The 17531-nt window shown below is 35.0% G+C and carries 17 protein-coding genes; 11 read left to right on the forward strand and 6 right to left on the reverse strand.

All coding sequences use genetic code 11. From position 1 onward, the window contains the following. Positions 1 to 22: 22 nt before the first annotated feature. From PEDSA_RS15500 to PEDSA_RS15510, 3 genes are read right to left on the reverse strand one after another with little or no spacing between them, the layout of a single operon-like run. On the reverse strand, positions 23 to 493 hold the full coding sequence (locus PEDSA_RS15500) for a gliding motility lipoprotein GldH (RefSeq protein ID WP_013634107.1): 471 nt from the start codon (positions 491 to 493) through the stop codon (positions 23 to 25). Then, a complete protein-coding gene (locus PEDSA_RS15505; protein WP_013634108.1) occupies positions 490 to 1896 on the reverse strand; it encodes a PSP1 domain-containing protein in 1407 nt (468 codons plus the stop codon). Before PEDSA_RS15505 ends, PEDSA_RS15500 begins: the two co-directional genes overlap by 4 nt. 2 nt (positions 1897 to 1898) lie before the next feature. Beyond that, the gene (locus tag PEDSA_RS15510; protein WP_041537114.1) at positions 1899 to 3050 is read right to left on the reverse strand and encodes a DNA polymerase III subunit; all 1152 of its coding nucleotides are present in this window, start codon (positions 3048 to 3050) and stop codon (positions 1899 to 1901) included. A 150-nt stretch (positions 3051 to 3200) separates the two neighbouring features. Between PEDSA_RS15510 and ruvX the strand changes: the two genes are divergently transcribed. Continuing rightward, the gene (gene ruvX, locus PEDSA_RS15515; protein ID WP_013634110.1) at positions 3201 to 3617 is read left to right on the forward strand and encodes a Holliday junction resolvase RuvX; all 417 of its coding nucleotides are present in this window, start codon (positions 3201 to 3203) and stop codon (positions 3615 to 3617) included. Between the two features lie 27 nt (positions 3618 to 3644). Here the strand turns inward: ruvX and PEDSA_RS15520 are convergent, their stop codons facing one another. The 3 genes from PEDSA_RS15520 to PEDSA_RS15530 form a co-directional block, all read right to left on the reverse strand. Beyond that, positions 3645 to 4139: a GNAT family N-acetyltransferase gene (locus tag PEDSA_RS15520; RefSeq protein ID WP_013634111.1), complete on the reverse strand. Its 495-nt coding sequence runs from the start codon at positions 4137 to 4139 to the stop codon at positions 3645 to 3647. 692 nt (positions 4140 to 4831) lie between these two features. Beyond that, the gene (locus PEDSA_RS15525; protein WP_013634112.1) at positions 4832 to 5989 is read right to left on the reverse strand and encodes a glycosyltransferase; all 1158 of its coding nucleotides are present in this window, start codon (positions 5987 to 5989) and stop codon (positions 4832 to 4834) included. 149 nt (positions 5990 to 6138) lie between these two features. Continuing rightward, entirely contained in the window at positions 6139 to 6483 is a 345-nt protein-coding gene (locus PEDSA_RS15530) for a hypothetical protein (protein WP_013634113.1), read from the reverse strand. A gap of 204 nt (positions 6484 to 6687) precedes the next feature. Here PEDSA_RS15530 and PEDSA_RS15535 point away from each other — a divergent pair, with 204 nt between their 5' ends. The 10 genes from PEDSA_RS15535 (at position 6688) to PEDSA_RS19695 (ending at position 17520) form a co-directional block, all read left to right on the forward strand. After that, positions 6688 to 7026: a single-stranded DNA-binding protein gene (locus tag PEDSA_RS15535; protein WP_013634114.1), complete on the forward strand. Its 339-nt coding sequence runs from the start codon at positions 6688 to 6690 to the stop codon at positions 7024 to 7026. Positions 7027 to 7539: 513 nt separating this feature from the next. Continuing rightward, a complete protein-coding gene (locus tag PEDSA_RS15540; protein ID WP_013634115.1) occupies positions 7540 to 8175 on the forward strand; it encodes an O-methyltransferase in 636 nt (211 codons plus the stop codon). A 5-nt stretch (positions 8176 to 8180) separates the two neighbouring features. Next, complete coding sequence (locus PEDSA_RS15545; RefSeq protein ID WP_013634116.1) at positions 8181 to 9245, forward strand: glucosaminidase domain-containing protein; 1065 nt, start codon at positions 8181 to 8183, stop codon at positions 9243 to 9245. 27 nt (positions 9246 to 9272) lie between these two features. Then, positions 9273 to 10004 (forward strand): hypothetical protein, encoded by a 732-nt coding sequence (locus tag PEDSA_RS15550; protein WP_013634117.1) that lies wholly within the window; start codon positions 9273 to 9275, stop codon positions 10002 to 10004. 397 nt (positions 10005 to 10401) lie between these two features. Beyond that, the gene (locus PEDSA_RS15560; RefSeq protein WP_013634119.1) at positions 10402 to 11409 is read left to right on the forward strand and encodes a DUF3078 domain-containing protein; all 1008 of its coding nucleotides are present in this window, start codon (positions 10402 to 10404) and stop codon (positions 11407 to 11409) included. Between the two features lie 323 nt (positions 11410 to 11732). Next, positions 11733 to 13079 carry a signal recognition particle protein gene (ffh, locus tag PEDSA_RS15565; protein WP_013634120.1) on the forward strand — a complete coding sequence of 449 codons (1347 nt, stop codon included), beginning with the start codon at positions 11733 to 11735 and terminating at the stop codon, positions 13077 to 13079. A gap of 229 nt (positions 13080 to 13308) precedes the next feature. Next, positions 13309 to 13866, forward strand: coding sequence for an RNA polymerase sigma factor (locus PEDSA_RS15570; RefSeq protein WP_013634121.1), 558 nt, complete (start codon positions 13309 to 13311; stop codon positions 13864 to 13866). Between the two features lie 96 nt (positions 13867 to 13962). Further along, positions 13963 to 14886, forward strand: coding sequence for an alpha/beta hydrolase (locus tag PEDSA_RS15575; RefSeq protein ID WP_013634122.1), 924 nt, complete (start codon positions 13963 to 13965; stop codon positions 14884 to 14886). A 255-nt stretch (positions 14887 to 15141) separates the two neighbouring features. Continuing rightward, the gene (locus tag PEDSA_RS15580; protein WP_013634123.1) at positions 15142 to 16479 is read left to right on the forward strand and encodes a hypothetical protein; all 1338 of its coding nucleotides are present in this window, start codon (positions 15142 to 15144) and stop codon (positions 16477 to 16479) included. A 69-nt stretch (positions 16480 to 16548) separates the two neighbouring features. Further along, a complete protein-coding gene (locus PEDSA_RS19695; RefSeq protein WP_013634124.1) occupies positions 16549 to 17520 on the forward strand; it encodes a FecR family protein in 972 nt (323 codons plus the stop codon). Positions 17521 to 17531: the final 11 nt, after the last annotated feature.

Raw genomic sequence — 17531 nt, forward strand, 5'->3', positions numbered from 1 at the left:
TACGTCGAAAAGGAAGACTAAATTATTTCACTGGCTCAATCCTTAGGCCAACATCCGTAATGGCTTTTAATGGATTGTCCCTCATGTTTTGCTCGATAATGAAAGTGTACTTCCCAACAGTATCGAATTTAAGACCCTCTTTGTAAATCAATCTGTAACTATAAAGATTGCCTGAACCTTTCCCAATCCATTTGCCGTCAGGCAGGGCCAGCTGAAACTCTTCGCGAACTGTTGTCTTTTTATTTGCAGGTGAAATTTCAGAAAGGCGTAGCCAGATATTGGAATACTTATAATCCTCTGTATGCCTAAAGTTTATATATATATTATACGGAATACTTGAGTCCTTAATATCGACAACGGTTTTTATTGGCTTATCATAAGACCAATTTTCTTTAGCAATTGCAGTGTATTCGTCAATAATTGCATTGTCTGAGCAGGAAGCTACAGACAATGCAATAACTATTGCCAAAAAGCATTTAAAGATCATTTTCATGCTTGATCAGGCTTTTTATTATTGTTGTTATTCGGTTTTCTTTTCTTGAACTTTTTCTTCGATCTTTGTTCGCCGCCTTGCTCTTTAGCAGGTGCATTTTCTGCAGAAGCATTATTGTTTGGTCTCCTATCTTTGTCGGAAGGATTATTGCTTCTGTTCTGCTGATTATTTTGAGATTGCTGTTGTGGCTTCCTGTTATGTTGTTGCGAAGGCTGATTAGTACTTTGTTTAGCACTTCTGTTTTCTGCATTATTAGGATTGTTATTGCCCGATTTATTTTTTTTCTTTTTCTTTCTGGCTTTTTCGTCCAGTCGGGTTAAGCTGTCCTGACCAACAACATTTTCGTAATCAAAAGCTTTTTCTATGATTATTTCTTCTTCAAAAGAACCCAAATCTTTTAATTCTTCAGGCATCTGACCCTGCTTATTCAAAGTCAGAATTTCTTTTACGCGATCTATCGGAAGGGGAATCCATGTACTGTCTTCGCCGATATAGCTAAACCACATAATCTTCTTAAAGATGTCTGTTTTCTGTAGCTTTGCTTCTCCTTTTGATGTCTTCAAATGATCCGCATTGTCTGGAATATGCTTTAAGGCATCCATATAGCTATCTAATTCATAATTCAAACAGCATTTAAGCTTGCCACATTGTCCTGCCAGCTTCAAAGTGTTTAAAGACAAATTCTGATATCTGGCAGCTGCGGTAGAAACAGTTTTGAAATCTGTTAACCATGTAGAGCAACAAAGCTCTCGACCACAGGAACCAATTCCGCCTAGTCTGCTCGCTTCCTGGCGCATGCCAATCTGCCGCATTTCGATTCTAACTCTAAAAGCTTCAGCCAGTTTTTTTATCAGTTCCCTAAAATCTACACGACCTTCTGCTGTATAAAAGAAGGTTGCTTTTGTCTTGTCTCCCTGATATTCAACATCGCTTAATTTCATTTCTAAGCCCAATTCCAAAGCAATAGTTCTTGCCTTGTGCATGGTTTCATACTCTTTTTCTTTTGCACTTTTCCATTTTTCAACGTCTTGTGGAGTTGCTTTTCTGAAAATTTTTAGTGGCGCTTTCTCTTCACTTACCTTTTTACGGTTCATTTGAACACGCACCAATTCTCCGGTAAGTGTAATGTGGCCAACGTCATATCCGCCACCTGTTGTTTCTACCACAACCAGTTCTCCGGCTTCTAAATAAATATTGTCGACGTTTCTGTAAAAATCTTTTCTAGAGCCTTTAAAGCGAACTTCTACAAAAGGAAAGGGTTTATAGTTAGCCGGCGAGTCCATATCGGAAAGCCAGTCGTAAACATCTAATTTGCTGCAACCTCCATCGGTCATACAAGAACCGTTACTTTTGCAGCCCGCGGGTGTACATCCTCCACCCGATGAGCAACTTCCACATCCCATAGTTATATTAATATATGTTGAGTCCCTGTAAAAGGGAGCGTATTAAACTTTATAATTTTTACCAACTTCAAAGATACATCTAAAAATAATATCTTCGGATTTGCATTCCGTTCTATGTGATAATGCGCTTTTTCGAACTCGTTTGCAATAGCTTCTGCTTTTGCTATGTCCAAAACTTTCGAAAAGTTACTAATAAATTCTAATTCTTTTTCCGGTAAGTGTACTAAACCTGGTGTGCCACTAAGAAAAAGTATGCATTCGCGCATGAGATTGATGCCATAACGCAAAAGATTTTTTTGATTTTCGCGACCTAATTTGGCCAGATCATCTTCTGCAAGTGGAATAAATACAGATCCTTTATTGCTATAACAGGCTCTTAACCAATTGGCCATTTTTTCGTGAAAATCGTTTTCTTCCTGTTCGGAAAAAATAAGTGCATTTTGCAGACTTCCATTACTTAAATAAGCAATTTGTTCCGCTTTATTTTCAGACAGCCCTCGTTTTTCAACTAAAAACTGCTGAATATCTTCGTTTTTTTGTTTTGGGATTTTTACAATCTGCGTTCTAGACAGAATGGTATTTAATATCTGATCCTGATTTTGAGCAACTAACAGGAACAACGTTTTATGAGGAGGCTCTTCTATAATCTTCAATAAAGCGTTTCCTTCTTTGTCCAGATATTCGGGAAGCCACATGATTAAAATCTTATATTCAGATTCGAAAGGTTTTAAACTGAGTTTCTGAATAATACTGTGACACTCCGCAATGTTGATGTTTGCCTGTTTGTTGTCTGCACTCAGGTTGTCTCTCCATTCGTCTAAACCCAGGTATGGATTATTTAAAAAAGCTTTACGCCATTCTTCTATAAATGTTAATGCAGTGTCTTCTTTATGTTTTGCAAAAAAAGGATAGGAAAAATGCAGATCGGGATGAATGATTTTCTGGTATTTCCGGCAAGAGCTGCATTCGCCACAAGAATCATTTTCCTGCTTGTTTTCGCAACAAATATATTGAGCAAAAGCCATTGCCAGGGCCAGACTTCCGGAACCTTCGGGGCTTAAAAAAAGCTGTGCATGGCTAATCCTTTGGTCTTTGACCATCTTAACCAAATGATTTTTAACCTCTTGTTGTCCTACAATATCTTTAAACTGCATCGTTGCAAAATAATAAATAAGTAGCAAGTAGAAAGTATCAGGTACCAAGTATTTACAATTAATTGATGATGTCAGAATAAGAAGATAAATCTTATTTTTGTAGTATCAAGAGACTTGATACTAGGTACTAAATACCTGATACTTTCAAATATGGCTAGAATAATGTCCTTCGATTTCGGTACCAAGCGAATAGGAATTGCGGTAACTGATCCTATGAAGATTATCGCAAATGGTTTAACCACAGTACACCCAAAAGATATAGTAGAGTTTCTTAAGAAATATTTATTGACGGAATCAGTTGAAACTTTTGTTGTGGGAGAACCTAAGCAAATGGATGGTACAGACTCGCAGTCTGCAGTACACGTAAGGGCTTTTGTTAATTTATTGAAGAAGAATTTTTCTGAAATTCCGGTGGAGATGATGGATGAAAGATTTACCTCGAAAATGGCCTCTGCAGCTATTTTGCAAAGTGGGGCAAAAAAGAAGACCAGACAAGATAAGGCGTTGGTAGATACAGTTTCGGCAACGATTATCCTGCAGTCTTATATGGAAAAGTTGGGTATGTAAGAAGATACCAACTATAGGAGTACCTGCCTATTCCGGATGTGACCCGAAAGTTGGGGCTTCAATGGTTTTTGTCATCTTATAATTTGTGAGTGTTATACTCTTTACGTTTACACTTTGTTCTTTTTTTACACTAAAGCCAATTCTTTCAAAAAACGGTCTGGCGGTTTTACTTACATTAGAGCTTAGTTCGGTTTGCCTTTGTCGTTTTGCTTCTTTTTCGATTTCAGCATAGAGTTTATAAGCAATTCCTTGGCGTTGACAATCTTTATGAACAAACATAAGATCAATGTAATTGCCGTTGTCAAGTGAACAGAAACCTATTATTTTTCCATTATTATCTTGTGCTACAATAACATGCTGTTTGGCCATAACGGTTTGCCAGCGTTGTCGGTTTTCGATCCCTGAAGCCCAAACCTCAAGTTGTTCGTGGTTATAATCTTTCTGGCAGACAGCTTTTATTGTGTCTGAGAATAGTTTTTGCAGCTCTGTTAAATCGGTAGACAGTCCTTTTCTAATAATCATTTTTATAGGGCATGTGATTTGTAAATTAAAAAATCTAGTCCATTTTGTCTAAAATCCGCTGTAATCTTTTAGTAGTATTGGATTCTTCCAACTTTCTCCTAAATATATAAATAACAAAATTCGATAAATTGGCTCAAATTTGAATTAAATTGGAATGTTCATTTATTCTTCTGTTGTACCAGTTCCCGATGGCTTGTTGTATGAGACGACGGAATAAGGGTTAGAGATATCAATAACTTTTTTGCAATACTGTTCAAACTCATCACCATATTGCATTGTAAAGGGCTTTTCTTCCTTTAATACCTGCCTGTGAAAGGTAAGAACTCCTACGGAAATAAATACAGATTAATGTGAGTTTGGGATAAGTTGTTTCAGCATCACATTATATCAGTATATATCTGCCTTTTTTACACTAAGCCATTTAATTATGGCTCTTTGTTGAGTTCTATATCTAATAGATGTTCAATACATCTCACAAGCTTCTTTAAAGCATCTCATGCCCTTCTCATTCCGTATGTATTCTTGTTTTTTGAAGAAAAACAGCCTTTAACGCTCAATTAATAGGGGATATGGCCTTAAATGATTCATATCAAATTGATTTTTAGCAATTATTTGGTTTTAGCCCGGAATCTTTTCTTCCATTGAGATAATACACTAAGCCTAAAGAAAAAGAGGGACTTTTGTTCTAAATATTATGCTTCAACTTTGTTCCCATCCATGCTTAAAATGTTTTTGTTGTTTAACATTGAATAGTAAACATTTGAATACGCTTCCGCAGAGATTTCTATATGATAATACGTTTTGAACGCGTTTATACAATTGTTTTGAATTACCGCCTTTTCCGGAGAGAATAGTGCTTGTTTCAAAGTTTCATAGTAGCTCTCCAAAGAGATATCCTTGCTTAAAAAGCCAGTGATTCCGTGAGTAATCATTTGAGGGATACCTCCAACCGGAGTGCTAATAGGCATACAGCCCATTGATAATGCTTCTATTAAAACGATTGGCATTCCTTCGAAAGTACTGCCCATGCAAAAAGCATCAGCAATACTTAAATAGTCGCCAATGTTCTTTCTGACACCTAAAAACTCTATTTGAGGGTCGTTTTTAACTTTTTTTAATAATCTTTTATGCAGATTTTCATCAATTCCTGTACCTATAATAAGTAACTTACACTTTTTACTTTCCAGCCTATTAAATTTTTGTACGACATCAATTAGCAGCGCTTGATTTTTTTCTTCCGAGATTCGCCCTATATGAACCAGAAGAAAATCATCTGAATTTGATTTATATAGATTATGAAGTCGTTCACGTTCTTCTGATAATTTTAAATTGGGTCTGCCATTTTCTATTCTAATGTCGTTTTTTAGGTTATAATGTTGTCTATAGGTTTCACTTCCATTACGCGAAATAGTTATAGGTTTCACTTTTCCATATTTATAAAATAGTGTTCTCAAATATTTTGCTGGCAGAAATTTGGGGCTTTCGTGTTGTGCCATATTATGCAGTGTGTGAAAGAAGCGACTTTTTTTGCTTAATAAGCTATATAACAAGACATATTCAAATGCATTTAAATGTGTATGAACTATTTCCGGTTTAACATTAATGAACCACTTAGTAAGTTTTATATATACAGACGGACTAAATCCACTCTTCTTATTAAAACACAAACATTTCACCTGTTTAGAAATATCCTGAGATATAACATCCTGTGAGTTGTTTTTACAAAGCGAAATTATATAAACCTGGTAAAAGGCATTTTTTGCCAATTCGTTACATAAATCAACAGCAAATCTTTCAGCACCTCCGGTACTTAAACTGCCGATAATATGCACTATTTTTATTTTATTCATTTGTCACACTTTTAATTAGGTCATAAAAGGTCGTTTATAGCAATTTTACTTAGCTATTAAGCCTTGGTTTTATGTGTCATCTCTTTAAGATGATTCTGGTTTTCGATAAGCTGTTTACGATACTATAAAGAGAATTTCTAGTAGTCATTCTACTTCTTTACCAGCAATACATTTTCACGATCCAATAATAAATACCCAAAATCATAACAAAAGATGTAAGAAGTCCCCTTTTGTGTGGTATAGAGATGAGTATGATAATTAAAATCAAACCCTTTTTGCAAAAGCAGCTCTCTTTTGACTTTCGTTTTTCCGTCCGGATTACAGTTTTTTAAAATCTGATAATTCTTTTTTAAGATCAGGTTGATTTGTTTTAGCAAACTGTCATCTGTTGCCTTTAATCTATTATTATAATTAGTTCGGCATTGATCATCGCAGAATTTTTTATCCGATCGGCCAACTACAGGAGTTTGGCAATCTAAACAAAGTTTTTTCATATAGCAATGTTTAGTGTTGAAGTTAAATAAATTTCCGGTCAATCCAAAAAATATGGTTGGCTTGTTAATACTCATTAACACTCACGTATAAACGTGTATAAACGGATAATATACGACTAAAGCTTTGTACCATAGTCAACTTTGTATCGTCGATGGTCAGAAGATCATTGTTCGTTAAATAGTAAAAACTTAAAATTTTAAAACATGGAAAATGTAATTAACAAAGTAATTCTATCTGGTTTCACAGGTACAGATGTAAATGTAAAAGATTTCGGTAAAAACAAAAGAATGGCTCGGGTAAGCCTTGCCGTGAACGAATCGTATAGAACTACGAATGGGGAAGAGGTTAAAAAGACACAATGGTTTACGCTGATATTTTGGAATGCGAAGGCGACACTTGCAGAGGAGCAAATCAAGAAAGGCACTAAATTAACGGTGGAGGGACGTTTAAATAATAATATTTTCGAAGCAAAGGATGGCACAAAGCGATACACTACAGATATTGTTGTCGATGATATAACCTTAGAGACCTCTAGAAAATAGGAGACTATTGCTTTTGAAATGTGTATTGGAATTCGATTAAAATGAACGCTTTGCGTAAGCCTATTTTAAACTCTGCCTGAAAATATGCACTATTTTATCAGACGTAGCTTTAAATCTCTTTCTCGGGATATCTTCAGATCAAGTCTACTGATCTAGTGGACTTGATCTGAAGACAATCCGCAAGCATAATATGTGCAAACAGCTGTTTTATTTTTATGCTGATATCTAAAACTACCACTCGGTATTAAAAGTCATAGTTATCTTTAAAATGTTAAATAACGTTAACATGCTTTGTGAGGAAGGTATTGACCTGTATATTTGTGTCAGGTTTATAATTGGTTAGTTAAAAGCTTTCATTCTCCCCGTTTGAGAGCTTTTTTTATGTCTTTAATTTTCGATAATCTAAAACAATAAATCTTAAATGAGTATTACTTCGCAAAAGATTATAAAATTTTAAGCCCTTTAACAATCTTTTGAATTTTTACTTTTGGATTTGGGTACTACCTTTGCCAAATGGAACTCATAAACGAGACACTCAGGCAATATCTGGAGAACTACTGCGAGCCGGAACCAGAGTTGCTAAAGCATATTGACAGAGAAACCAATCTGAAGGTTTTATTGCCCAGAATGTTATCGGGGCATTATCAGGGTCGGGTTATCAGTATGATAACGAAGTTAGTGAATCCAAAAAGGATATTGGAAATAGGAACTTTTACCGGTTATGCAACACTCTGCTTTGCCGAAGGCTTAACCGAAGACGGAAAAATATTCACATTAGATATAAATGAAGAGTTGGAAGACAGGGTAAGAGACTATTTTAATCAATCCGATTATGCACAAAAAATAGATTATCGGATAGGCAATGCGCAGGAAATAATTCCGTTACTAGACGAAGTGTTCGATATCGTCTTTATTGACGCCGATAAGAAAAACAATTATTATTATTATCTGCAGGTATTTGATAAAGTAAGAAAAGGTGGGATTGTTATTGTCGATAATGTGCTTTGGAGTGGCAAAGTGTTGGAAAATAAATCAGATAAAGACACCAGCAATATCATGAATTTCAACGATGAAATTGCTAAAGATGATCGGGTAGAGAAGCTAATATTACCAGTAAGAGACGGACTATTTATAATCAGGAAAAAATAAAGCGCATGAAATTTCATTTGTCAGTTAAGCATATCCTTTTTTTTGTATTAATTAGTATAGGTTTAAGTTCTTGTTCCTCAAAAAAGAAAGTAATCAAACCTAATCATCACGGAGGTTCTACTTATCATCATAATAATAAAGAGATTGAAAAGGAGGTAAATAGGCAGACAAAAGGGAACTTTGTTACTTATACTGCACAAACCTACATCGATCGCTTTAAGAACATTGCGATAACGGAAATGAATAAATATGGGATTCCGGCCAGTATTACCTTGGCACAGGGAATTCTGGAGTCAGGAAATGGAAATAGCGATCTGGCAAGGTATGCGAATAATCACTTTGGTATAAAATGTACAAGCGATTGGAGAGGAAAAGGTTATTATAAGGACGATGACGCAAAGGATGATTGCTTTAGGGTTTACAGTAATCCGGATGAGAGCTATCGGGATCATTCTGAATTTTTGAAAAGAAAGCGCTATGCCCCCCTTTTTGAATTGGAAAAAGACGATTATCAAGGTTGGGCGAGAGGATTAAAAGCTGCAGGTTATGCTACAAATCCACGCTATCCCGAATTATTAATTTCTATTATAGAACGATATGAATTGCACAAATTCGACAGAAAGGAAGGTAAAATAGAGAAGATTAGAAGGGAAGACCGTGTTCTGGCAGATATCAACAAAAATATTCCGGCAGAACCTATAAAAGATAAACCGGTAGATGCACCTGTAGCGATAGAAGGCGACTATTATATTGTTGTAAAAGGAGACACTCCTTATAGCTTATCTAAAAGGTTTGGTTTAACAGTAGACGAATTGCTACAAATGAATCAGATTTATGATGGCAACATTAAGATAGGGCAAAAATTGTTAATAAAGAAATCAGCCGATACAGCTTTGTATAAAGGAAGTAAAGCACCTGTTTACAATCCGACAATTTATACGGTTGCGCCTGGCGACACGCTATTTAGCATTTCCAAACGTTTTAATGTAAGTATAGATGATTTAACGAGATTGAATTATATCACAGACAATAATATAAAAGTTGGTCAGGAACTTATAATTAGGAAGTAAGGATTGATGTTAAAAAGGACACCCTATATGCTATTGATAGCGATGCTATTTGCTGTTTCGAAATTGTTCGCACAGGAGATAGAAATGAATGGTGTCGTATTTGATCAACAGACAGGACAGAGAGTCAATCGGGTAAATATCAATAACCTTAGGACGGGGATAAAGCTTTTCAATAATACTAAGGCTGAGTTTAAAATTAACGTTAAGCCAGGAGATAAGTTAGTGGCTGTTGCAGAGGGATATTATATCGATACTTTAATTTATGCAAATCAGACAGCTTTGGTTTTTTATCTGAAAAGAGTAGCTATTCCGTTAAAAGAGGTGCTGGTAAAGGATTCCGTGTTGTCAGCAATGAAAAGATATGAAGAATTAAGGAAGCAGTTTAGCAGCCTTAATCGGCTGACAAATAGAGATCTGCTTTCTTTTGGTCAGTCTGGCGTTGGTTTAAGCATAGACGCTTTATGGAACTCTTTTAGTAGAGAAGGCAGAAATGCAAAAAAACTACAGGAGGTTATGGAGCGTGATTACATGAATAATTTTATTGATGAAAAATTCAATAAGTCGCTGGTAAGTAAATATACCGGGCTTAAAGGCGATCAATTAGAGTTATTTATGATTAATTATCGGCCATCATACTATTTTGTATACGGAGCAAGCGATTATGATTTGATCAGTTATGTGAAAATAGCATATATCCGATTTAAGAAAAAGCCATATCCTGACGAGGTTTCCAATTTAAAACCAATTGAGACGCCGTGAGATGCCCAATTATTATTTGCTCGTGGCTTAGAGTAGATGGCATGGCCTTGTTTCCCTTTATTTTAATTAAAAGAAAAGGAATTGATTATAAAAGCCAGCTTATCTTTCACGAGCGCATACATATCAGACAGCAGTTGGAGCTTTTAGTGTTGCCTTTCTATGTTTTATATTTTTTTAATTATCTAATCAATTTGCTACGTTATAAAACCCACTATAAGGCCTATCGTAATATCATTTTTGAAAGGGAAGCTTTTGAAAATGATACTAATCCGGATTATCTGGAAAGACGAAGATTTTGGGCTTTTTTGTCATATTTATGACCTCCGTTAGGAAAATTATATACAAATTTGCGGTTTGATTACGTTGTTCTTTTTTAGATCTGAATAAAATTCGAATCATGAATATACTTTTAAGAAGCTTGTTTGTATTTGTTATTTTTCTTTTAACCATAGCAGGTGCAAATGCGCAAGCAAGTTTTTCAGAATCAGATACCATTCCCACTTCTATCATTTATCCAAAGAAAAACCCATTTGTTACAAGGCCTAATTATTTCCAGATTACAAAAAAAACTTTGCCTTTTTATTTGGTTCAGAGGAAAGTGAATTACTGGAAAACAACCGCATCTTTTGGAATTAACCTGAATCAGGCTGCATTTAGTGACAATTGGAGTAGTGGAGGGGTTAATTCTATTGCTATGACGGCTTTGATGAACTATAAGTCTGAATATAAAAAGGATGCGAAAAACCTGTCTACAGAGTTTATATTGCAATATGGAAAATTGAAAAATAAAGGTCAGATGGAACGCAAGACCAATGACCGTATTTTTTGGGACAACAAAGCCTCTCTGCAGATGTCTAAAAACTGGTATTTTTTCGGTTCATTAAGTTTCGAGTCGCAATTTGATATCGGTTATACTTATTTTAAAAGTAAAACAACAGGTAGAGATACCGCAACAGCCATCTCTAAATTTATGGCACCAGGCTATCTTACAGAATCTATAGGTTTCGAGTATAAACCGGTAAAATATTTTAGTACGCGTTTAGGTACCGGGACCGCCAGACAGACATTTATGTTAGACACCACGCTGTATAGAAATAATAGTAAAAACTTTGGTGTTCCTAGAGGAGATAAAGTGAAAAATGAGTTGGCATTTCAGATAGTATCTAATTTAGATAAAGATATAGCAACCAATATGAACTTGAAGGCAAGGTATATGATGTTTGTGGCATACGATAAATTGAGTCAAATTGATCATAGGCTGGATGCTACCTTAACGGCGAAAGTGAACCGAATGGTGAATGTTACTATAAATGGAACGGCTTTATACGATAATAATTCGGGCGATGGGAAAATTCAGTCCATGCAGTCTTTAGCGCTGGGTCTGGTTTATAAACTTCCAAGATAAGAGATATAAAAATGCCCCACGTTCCGGGGCATTTTTTCTGCATAACACTAACTAACTAATTTTATTTCCTCGCAGATAGAAATAATATGTTTTTTATTAAAAGTTTAATAATCAGATTTCTAATCCCTTAAATATACATTTTTTAAGTGTGAAACTTAAACAGTTTTAACAATCTTTAACAAGAATTTTAAGCTTATTTATAATAAGACGCCAAAACATTACCACTTGTTACAAAAGGAAATAAAAAAGTTCTAAAAAATAAGGTTACACCCTTTCAATCAAAATGATAACTTTGTGGTTTATATAAAAAATCAGATTAGCAGATGTTTGACAATCTACAGGAAAAGCTCGAAGGGGCGTTTAAGGTTTTAAAAGGACAAGGAAGCATTACCGAGATTAACGTGGCCGAAACGATGAAAGAGATTAGAAAAGCTCTTTTAGATGCAGACGTTAACTATAAAACAGCTAAATCTTTTACTGATGAAGTTAAGCAAAAGGCCTTAGGTCAGAATGTATTGACCGCCATTTCTCCAGGCCAGTTGCTAACCAAGGTCATGAACGATGAGCTTACCCTTTTAATGGGTGGTTCTGTTACCGAATTAGATTTAAAACAAAATCCAACTATTATATTAATTGCAGGATTAAATGGTGCTGGTAAAACAACTTTTACAGGTAAGTTAGCCAACTTTTTAAAAACGCAAAAAAATAAAAAACCTTTATTAGTTGCAGGCGACGTTTACCGCCCGGCCGCGATTGACCAATTGGAAGTCCTTGCAGGACAAGTGGGTGCAGAAGTTTATACCAATAGAGAATCTAAAGATCCTGTTGCTATTGCTTTAGAGGGTATTGCCCATGGAAAGCAAAATGGAAACAATGTAATTATCATCGATACGGCGGGTCGTTTAACTTTAGACGATGCTTTAATGGATGAGATTGCAGAGGTTAAAAAGGCAACCAACCCGCAGGAGATTCTATTTGTTGTAGATGCAATGACCGGTCAGGATGCGGTAAATACAGCGAAAGCATTTAATGACCGGTTGGATTTTACCGGAGTTGTGTTAACTAAATTGGATGGTGATACACGCGGGGGAGCGGCTTTGTCAATCAAATCGGTAGTTAACAAGCCAATTAAGTTTGTTGGTACCGGCGAGAAAATGGATGCATTGGATGTATTCTACCCGGACAGGATGGCATCCCGTATCCTCGGAATGGGAGACGTAGTTTCTTTGGTAGAAAGAGCTCAACAACAGTTTGACGAGAAAAAAGCTGCCGAACTACAAAAGAAGATCAGGAAGAATAAATTTGATTTTAACGACTTCTTAGGTCAGATTCAGCAGATCAAAAAAATGGGTAACATCAAAGATTTGATGGGAATGATTCCGGGTGTTGGCAAAATGATGAAAAATATAGAAGTGGACGATAACGCTTTTAAAGGAATTGAAGCTATTATCCATTCTATGACACCTTATGAGCGAGAAAACCCGGACACGATTAATCCAAGCAGAAGGCAAAGAATAGCTAAAGGTTCAGGAACAGATATCGCGGAAGTAAACAAGTTGATTAAGCAGTTTGAGGATATGAGAAAAGTGATGAAACAGTTCTCAGACCCATCAGCTATGGCAAAAATGCAAAGAATGATGAAGAATATGCCAGGAGGAATGGGCAGATAGTCCTTTATTGACAGAATATGAAAGCCTCTCTGATTATAATGTCAGAGAGGCTTTTTTGATAAGTCTAAAGTATTTTGATAGGAGTGACTTCTGTCTGCTTAGGATAGTTTTTTTGAGGTTTCTCACCTGAGAAAAAATGTACTACATTTATGCCGATATAAGCATAACTTTAAACCGGCACTGTTTATATTTACTTGGCATTCCTATTTAATATTAAGGCGAAATTGATTTGAACTCATTAAAGCATATTTTCGATAATGTTTTTAAAAGAAAGTCTAGTGATGAGCATTCTTTCAGAATATTTGTAAATACGTATCAAGACAAAGTTTTCCGTTTTATTTCATTATTTGTTAAAGACAGTCATGTATGTGAAGAACTAATGTCGGATGTGTTTTTTTCTTTGTGGAATAAACGAGAACAATTAGAGGAGGTGGAGAATCTGGAGAGCTATGTTTTTATAATAGCTAAAAATAAAGCACTTAATTTTCTGCGTAAAAAGAAGATGGAATTGTCTAATATTAATGATGTTGATATAGATTTATTTTATAATACCACTACTAATCCAGAATCTATATATATAAGCCAAGAGACTATTGTAGCCTTAAATAAAGCTATAGAGGAACTGCCTACTAAAACTAAACTTGCTTTTCTTATGATTCGTGAAAATGAGATGAAATATAAAGATGCTGCCGAGGTTTTGGGAGTCTCTGTAAAGACATTAGAAAAGCAGGTTGCGGCAGCAGTAGCTAAGCTGAAGGAAGCATTACAAAATAACAAAGACTTATAGCAGGAATGTAAAGGAATCTTTTTCTTTTTTAGTTTATGGGGGATTATCCCTCAACAGGTGTCTTTAGCAGCATAAACTAAATCATTAAAATCAAACATGAAAAAGATTACGCTAATGTTTTTTGCGACTGTCTTAGTTAATTCTATCGCTCAAGCTCAAAAGGGGGAAGAGATCGCTTTATATGCCCAAGTACCGGGAGCTATAAATTCTGACAGTTACAAAGAACAAACAGAGACGGTTATAAACGTACATCCTGTACTATGGACAACTAAGGTGTCTAAACCAAGTTTAACTTATTTCAAAGCGGCTAATTCATCTAAAACGGATGCTGCTGTGATTATTTGTCCGGGAGGAGGCTATGGAGGATTAGCTATCAGTCATGAAGGATATGATGTGGCTGCAAAATTTGCAGAAATGGGCGTTTCTGCATTTGTATTAAAATATCGCTTACCAAGTGATGAAATCATGATGGATAGAAAGATTGGACCATTGCAAGACGCACAACAAGCTATAAAGTATGTTCGTGAAAATGCATTTAAGTATGGTATAAACCCAAATAAGATAGGAATTATGGGGTTCTCTGCCGGTGGTCATTTAGCTTCTACAGCCTCAACTCATTTCAAGAGAGAATGTGTAGAAAATAAAAAACACACTAGTTTGCGTCCTGATTTTTCCATTCTCATGTATCCTGTAATCACTTTTTGGGAAAATACGCATATAGGGTCTAGAGAAAATCTAATCGGAAAAAATCCCCCTCAAGAACTAATTGATTTGTATTCTAATGAAAAGCAAGTGACAAAAGAAACCCCTATAACATTCATTATTCACTCTAATGACGATGATGTTGTTCCTATAGAAAACGCTTTCGGTTATATAAGGGCACTAAACAATTTTGGAGTGAAAAATGAAGCTCATATATATGCTTTAGGAGGCCATGGCTATGGATTGGATTTTAAAAGAGTGAATGATGTCTGGTTTGATAGGTTGACTAACTGGATGAAAAACAATGACTTATTGTAGGTGTGTGAAGAGAATTAAAGTTATTCTTTTTTATTTTAAAACTTGATGGGGGATTATTAAAAATCTGGTGTCTTTAGTATAAGAAAACACACAGAAAATATGATGAAAAATAACCAAAAAGTATAACCTGAAATCAAAATGAATTTTGAAAGATTTTTTTGTTTTATCAACTCATAACAGTTGATGAATAGGGATTTCTATGTTCAAATAAAATGAAAAAATTTTAAATAAAGTTAACCAATAAAAAATGTAAACATGAAAAATCAATTATTACTAACATGTGTTATAATGCTCTTTGTTCTAGGGTGTAAAAAATCAGACAATGATGGCGGATCGTCTGTAGATTTAAAAATCGAAACCGCTGCAGTTTCTAATTTAACAGCAGTAAGTGTTAAGACTGGAGGTGTAATATCGGGTTCAGAACCGATAAATGAAAGAGGGGTTTGTTGGGGGGCTGAAAATAATCCTACCGTGGAAGGCGGTAAATTTGTTGCGGATATAGACGTTGCAACAGGAGAATATTCTGTTAAAATAAAAGATTTAGACCCAGAAAAAGTTTACTATGTGAGGGCTTATGCAAAGACAAAATCAGGTAAAACAGTTTATGGAAAGACGCTAGAAATAGCTACAAAAACACTAACCGCTTTAGCAGAATCAAATAGTTATTTGACAGTTTTTGACGATGCGTTAGTAATACCGGTATCAAGAGCGAACAAAACCTCTTTAGGAACACAAATATCATCGACAGAAACCTTAACAGCAGAACTATTGTGGATGGATAATTATGACGTTATTGATGATGTAAAAATTGTTGGTACAGGTGCTTCTGCCAAAGTCGTTGTTTCAGCAGGAAATGTAAATGGTAATGCTGTGGTAGCTGTAAAAAACGCAAGTAATGAAATAAAATGGTCTTGGCATATCTGGGTAGTAGAAGATTTAAAAGCAATAGGCACGATTACATTGCCTTCTGGAGCCAAAATTATGGACAGAAATTTAGGAGCCATTAACAAAAACCCTGAAGATGCAGGTGCAATAGGTTTACAATATCAATTCGGCCGTAAGGATCCATTTACTGCTTCTACTAGTTTTGGTACCCCAAGTGAGGTTTTGCTAATTGACTTGGCAGGGAAAAATCCGGCTTTTCAATTTGAGGCCGGACCTAAAACGCTTGCTTATTCCATAAAAAAACCGCTATCATTTATTAAAAGTGCAGGTGTTGATTGGGAAGAAAACGGAAGCACTTTATTTTGGACTAATGATTTAGGTACAAAAACTGTTTATGACCCTTGTCCGCTAGGTTATAAAGTGCCTGCCAAGGAAATTACGGAAGGCTTAGAAAAAACGCATTTTAATACAGCTCAAAACGGAGGATTTCTGTTTTTATATAATAATCAAAATAATATTTTTCCATATACCGGTTATCGTGAAGCTAACGGAAGTTTAGATGCCACAGCTTTTTCTGGTAATTTGTGGTTTAATAGTTCGTTAGAAGGTTTTGCTTTTTTAACAACCTATCAAAATGGAGCAGTATATCAAATTAATGGATCTCCGAGAGCTAGAGCGATGTGTATACGTTGTATAGAGGATAAATAAAATGTGTAAATTAGGGGATTGGTTATAAGCTCGAGTCTTTATAAAAAGAAGTGTTGTTTTTTAATTGTTATGGAAGATCGATTTTCGGTATTGGTTTCAAAAGTACTTTCTGAGGAAGTTTCAGAAAAGGAAAAGGAAGAGTTTTTTCAAATTCTTTCTCAGAATCCTGATTATAATTTAAGATATAATCAACTAAAAGAATACTGGAATGCCGATATTCAATATCATGCAATTGAGAAGAGAGAACAAGTTGGAGATCGAATAATGGAAAGAATAAAGTCTGCCAGTACTGTAACTACAGTTAGATTGAGTTCTTTGAGAATTATTGCTGCTGCTGCTATTTTGTTCTTTATAACCACTTCGGCATTAATACTGTATATAGTAGAAAATAACTCTTCATCAAGAAATGCGTTTACTTATGCTGCTCAAACTATACCCGTTGAATATCTTTTAACAGATGGTTCTAAGGTGACATTGAATAAAAATAGTTCTATTACAATAGATTCTGATTTTGGTGATAAATATAGAAATGTGAAGTTGGAAGGGGAAGCTTATTTTTCTGTATCCAAAGATAAGTATCGGCCATTTGTGGTCGAGACTAAAGGAACTAAAACTAAGGTATTAGGAACAAGTTTCAATGTTAAATCGAAAGATCACAATGTGATTACAACTTTAGTGGAAGGATCCATATTATTTACATCAAATAATTGTGAAAAGATTCTTCGTCCTAATGAGGAGCTAAGGTATAATGTAGAAACATTTGAATATGAGAAATATAATTGCGATGTTCAATTAAATACGGCATGGGTTTCTGGGAGATTTAATTATTCAGGAATTTCATTTGAAACATTAGTCAATAAGCTTGAAGTTATCTATAATAAGAAAATTAATATAAGGGATAGCAAATTGGCAAATCATATAGTTTCTGCTTCTTTTTTGGTTGATGAACCATTAGAGAATATTCTTGATGCTTTAAAAGGAGAGTTGAAGTTTAGCTATGTTACTGATGATGCTAATCATATACGAATTATGAGCAAATAATAAAGAGCTTT

Origin of the sequence: Pseudopedobacter saltans DSM 12145 (genome assembly GCF_000190735.1) — a bacterium.
Taxonomy (GTDB): Bacteria; Bacteroidota; Bacteroidia; order Sphingobacteriales; family Sphingobacteriaceae; genus Pseudopedobacter; species Pseudopedobacter saltans.

Bases quoted from the DNA above. Each gene is read 5' to 3' on its own strand.
- PEDSA_RS15520 (WP_013634111.1), bottom strand. From the start codon at position 4,139: ATGATTATTAGAAAAGGACTGTCTACCGATTTAACAGAGCTGCAAAAA.
- PEDSA_RS15580 (WP_013634123.1), top strand. From the start codon at position 15,142: ATGAAAAATCAATTATTACTAACATGTGTTATAATGCTCTTTGTTCTA.
- PEDSA_RS15575 (WP_013634122.1), top strand. From the start codon at position 13,963: ATGAAAAAGATTACGCTAATGTTTTTTGCGACTGTCTTAGTTAATTCT.
- PEDSA_RS15530 (WP_013634113.1), bottom strand. From the start codon at position 6,483: ATGAAAAAACTTTGTTTAGATTGCCAAACTCCTGTAGTTGGCCGATCG.
- PEDSA_RS15535 (WP_013634114.1), top strand. From the start codon at position 6,688: ATGGAAAATGTAATTAACAAAGTAATTCTATCTGGTTTCACAGGTACA.
- PEDSA_RS15540 (WP_013634115.1), top strand. From the start codon at position 7,540: ATGGAACTCATAAACGAGACACTCAGGCAATATCTGGAGAACTACTGC.
- PEDSA_RS15510 (WP_041537114.1), bottom strand. From the start codon at position 3,050: ATGCAGTTTAAAGATATTGTAGGACAACAAGAGGTTAAAAATCATTTG.
- PEDSA_RS15560 (WP_013634119.1), top strand. From the start codon at position 10,402: ATGAATATACTTTTAAGAAGCTTGTTTGTATTTGTTATTTTTCTTTTA.
- PEDSA_RS15545 (WP_013634116.1), top strand. From the start codon at position 8,181: ATGAAATTTCATTTGTCAGTTAAGCATATCCTTTTTTTTGTATTAATT.
- PEDSA_RS15500 (WP_013634107.1), bottom strand. From the start codon at position 493: ATGAAAATGATCTTTAAATGCTTTTTGGCAATAGTTATTGCATTGTCT.
- ruvX (WP_013634110.1), top strand. From the start codon at position 3,201: ATGGCTAGAATAATGTCCTTCGATTTCGGTACCAAGCGAATAGGAATT.
- ffh (WP_013634120.1), top strand. From the start codon at position 11,733: ATGTTTGACAATCTACAGGAAAAGCTCGAAGGGGCGTTTAAGGTTTTA.
- PEDSA_RS15525 (WP_013634112.1), bottom strand. From the start codon at position 5,989: ATGAATAAAATAAAAATAGTGCATATTATCGGCAGTTTAAGTACCGGA.
- PEDSA_RS15550 (WP_013634117.1), top strand. From the start codon at position 9,273: ATGCTATTGATAGCGATGCTATTTGCTGTTTCGAAATTGTTCGCACAG.
- PEDSA_RS19695 (WP_013634124.1), top strand. From the start codon at position 16,549: ATGGAAGATCGATTTTCGGTATTGGTTTCAAAAGTACTTTCTGAGGAA.
- PEDSA_RS15505 (WP_013634108.1), bottom strand. From the start codon at position 1,896: ATGGGATGTGGAAGTTGCTCATCGGGTGGAGGATGTACACCCGCGGGC.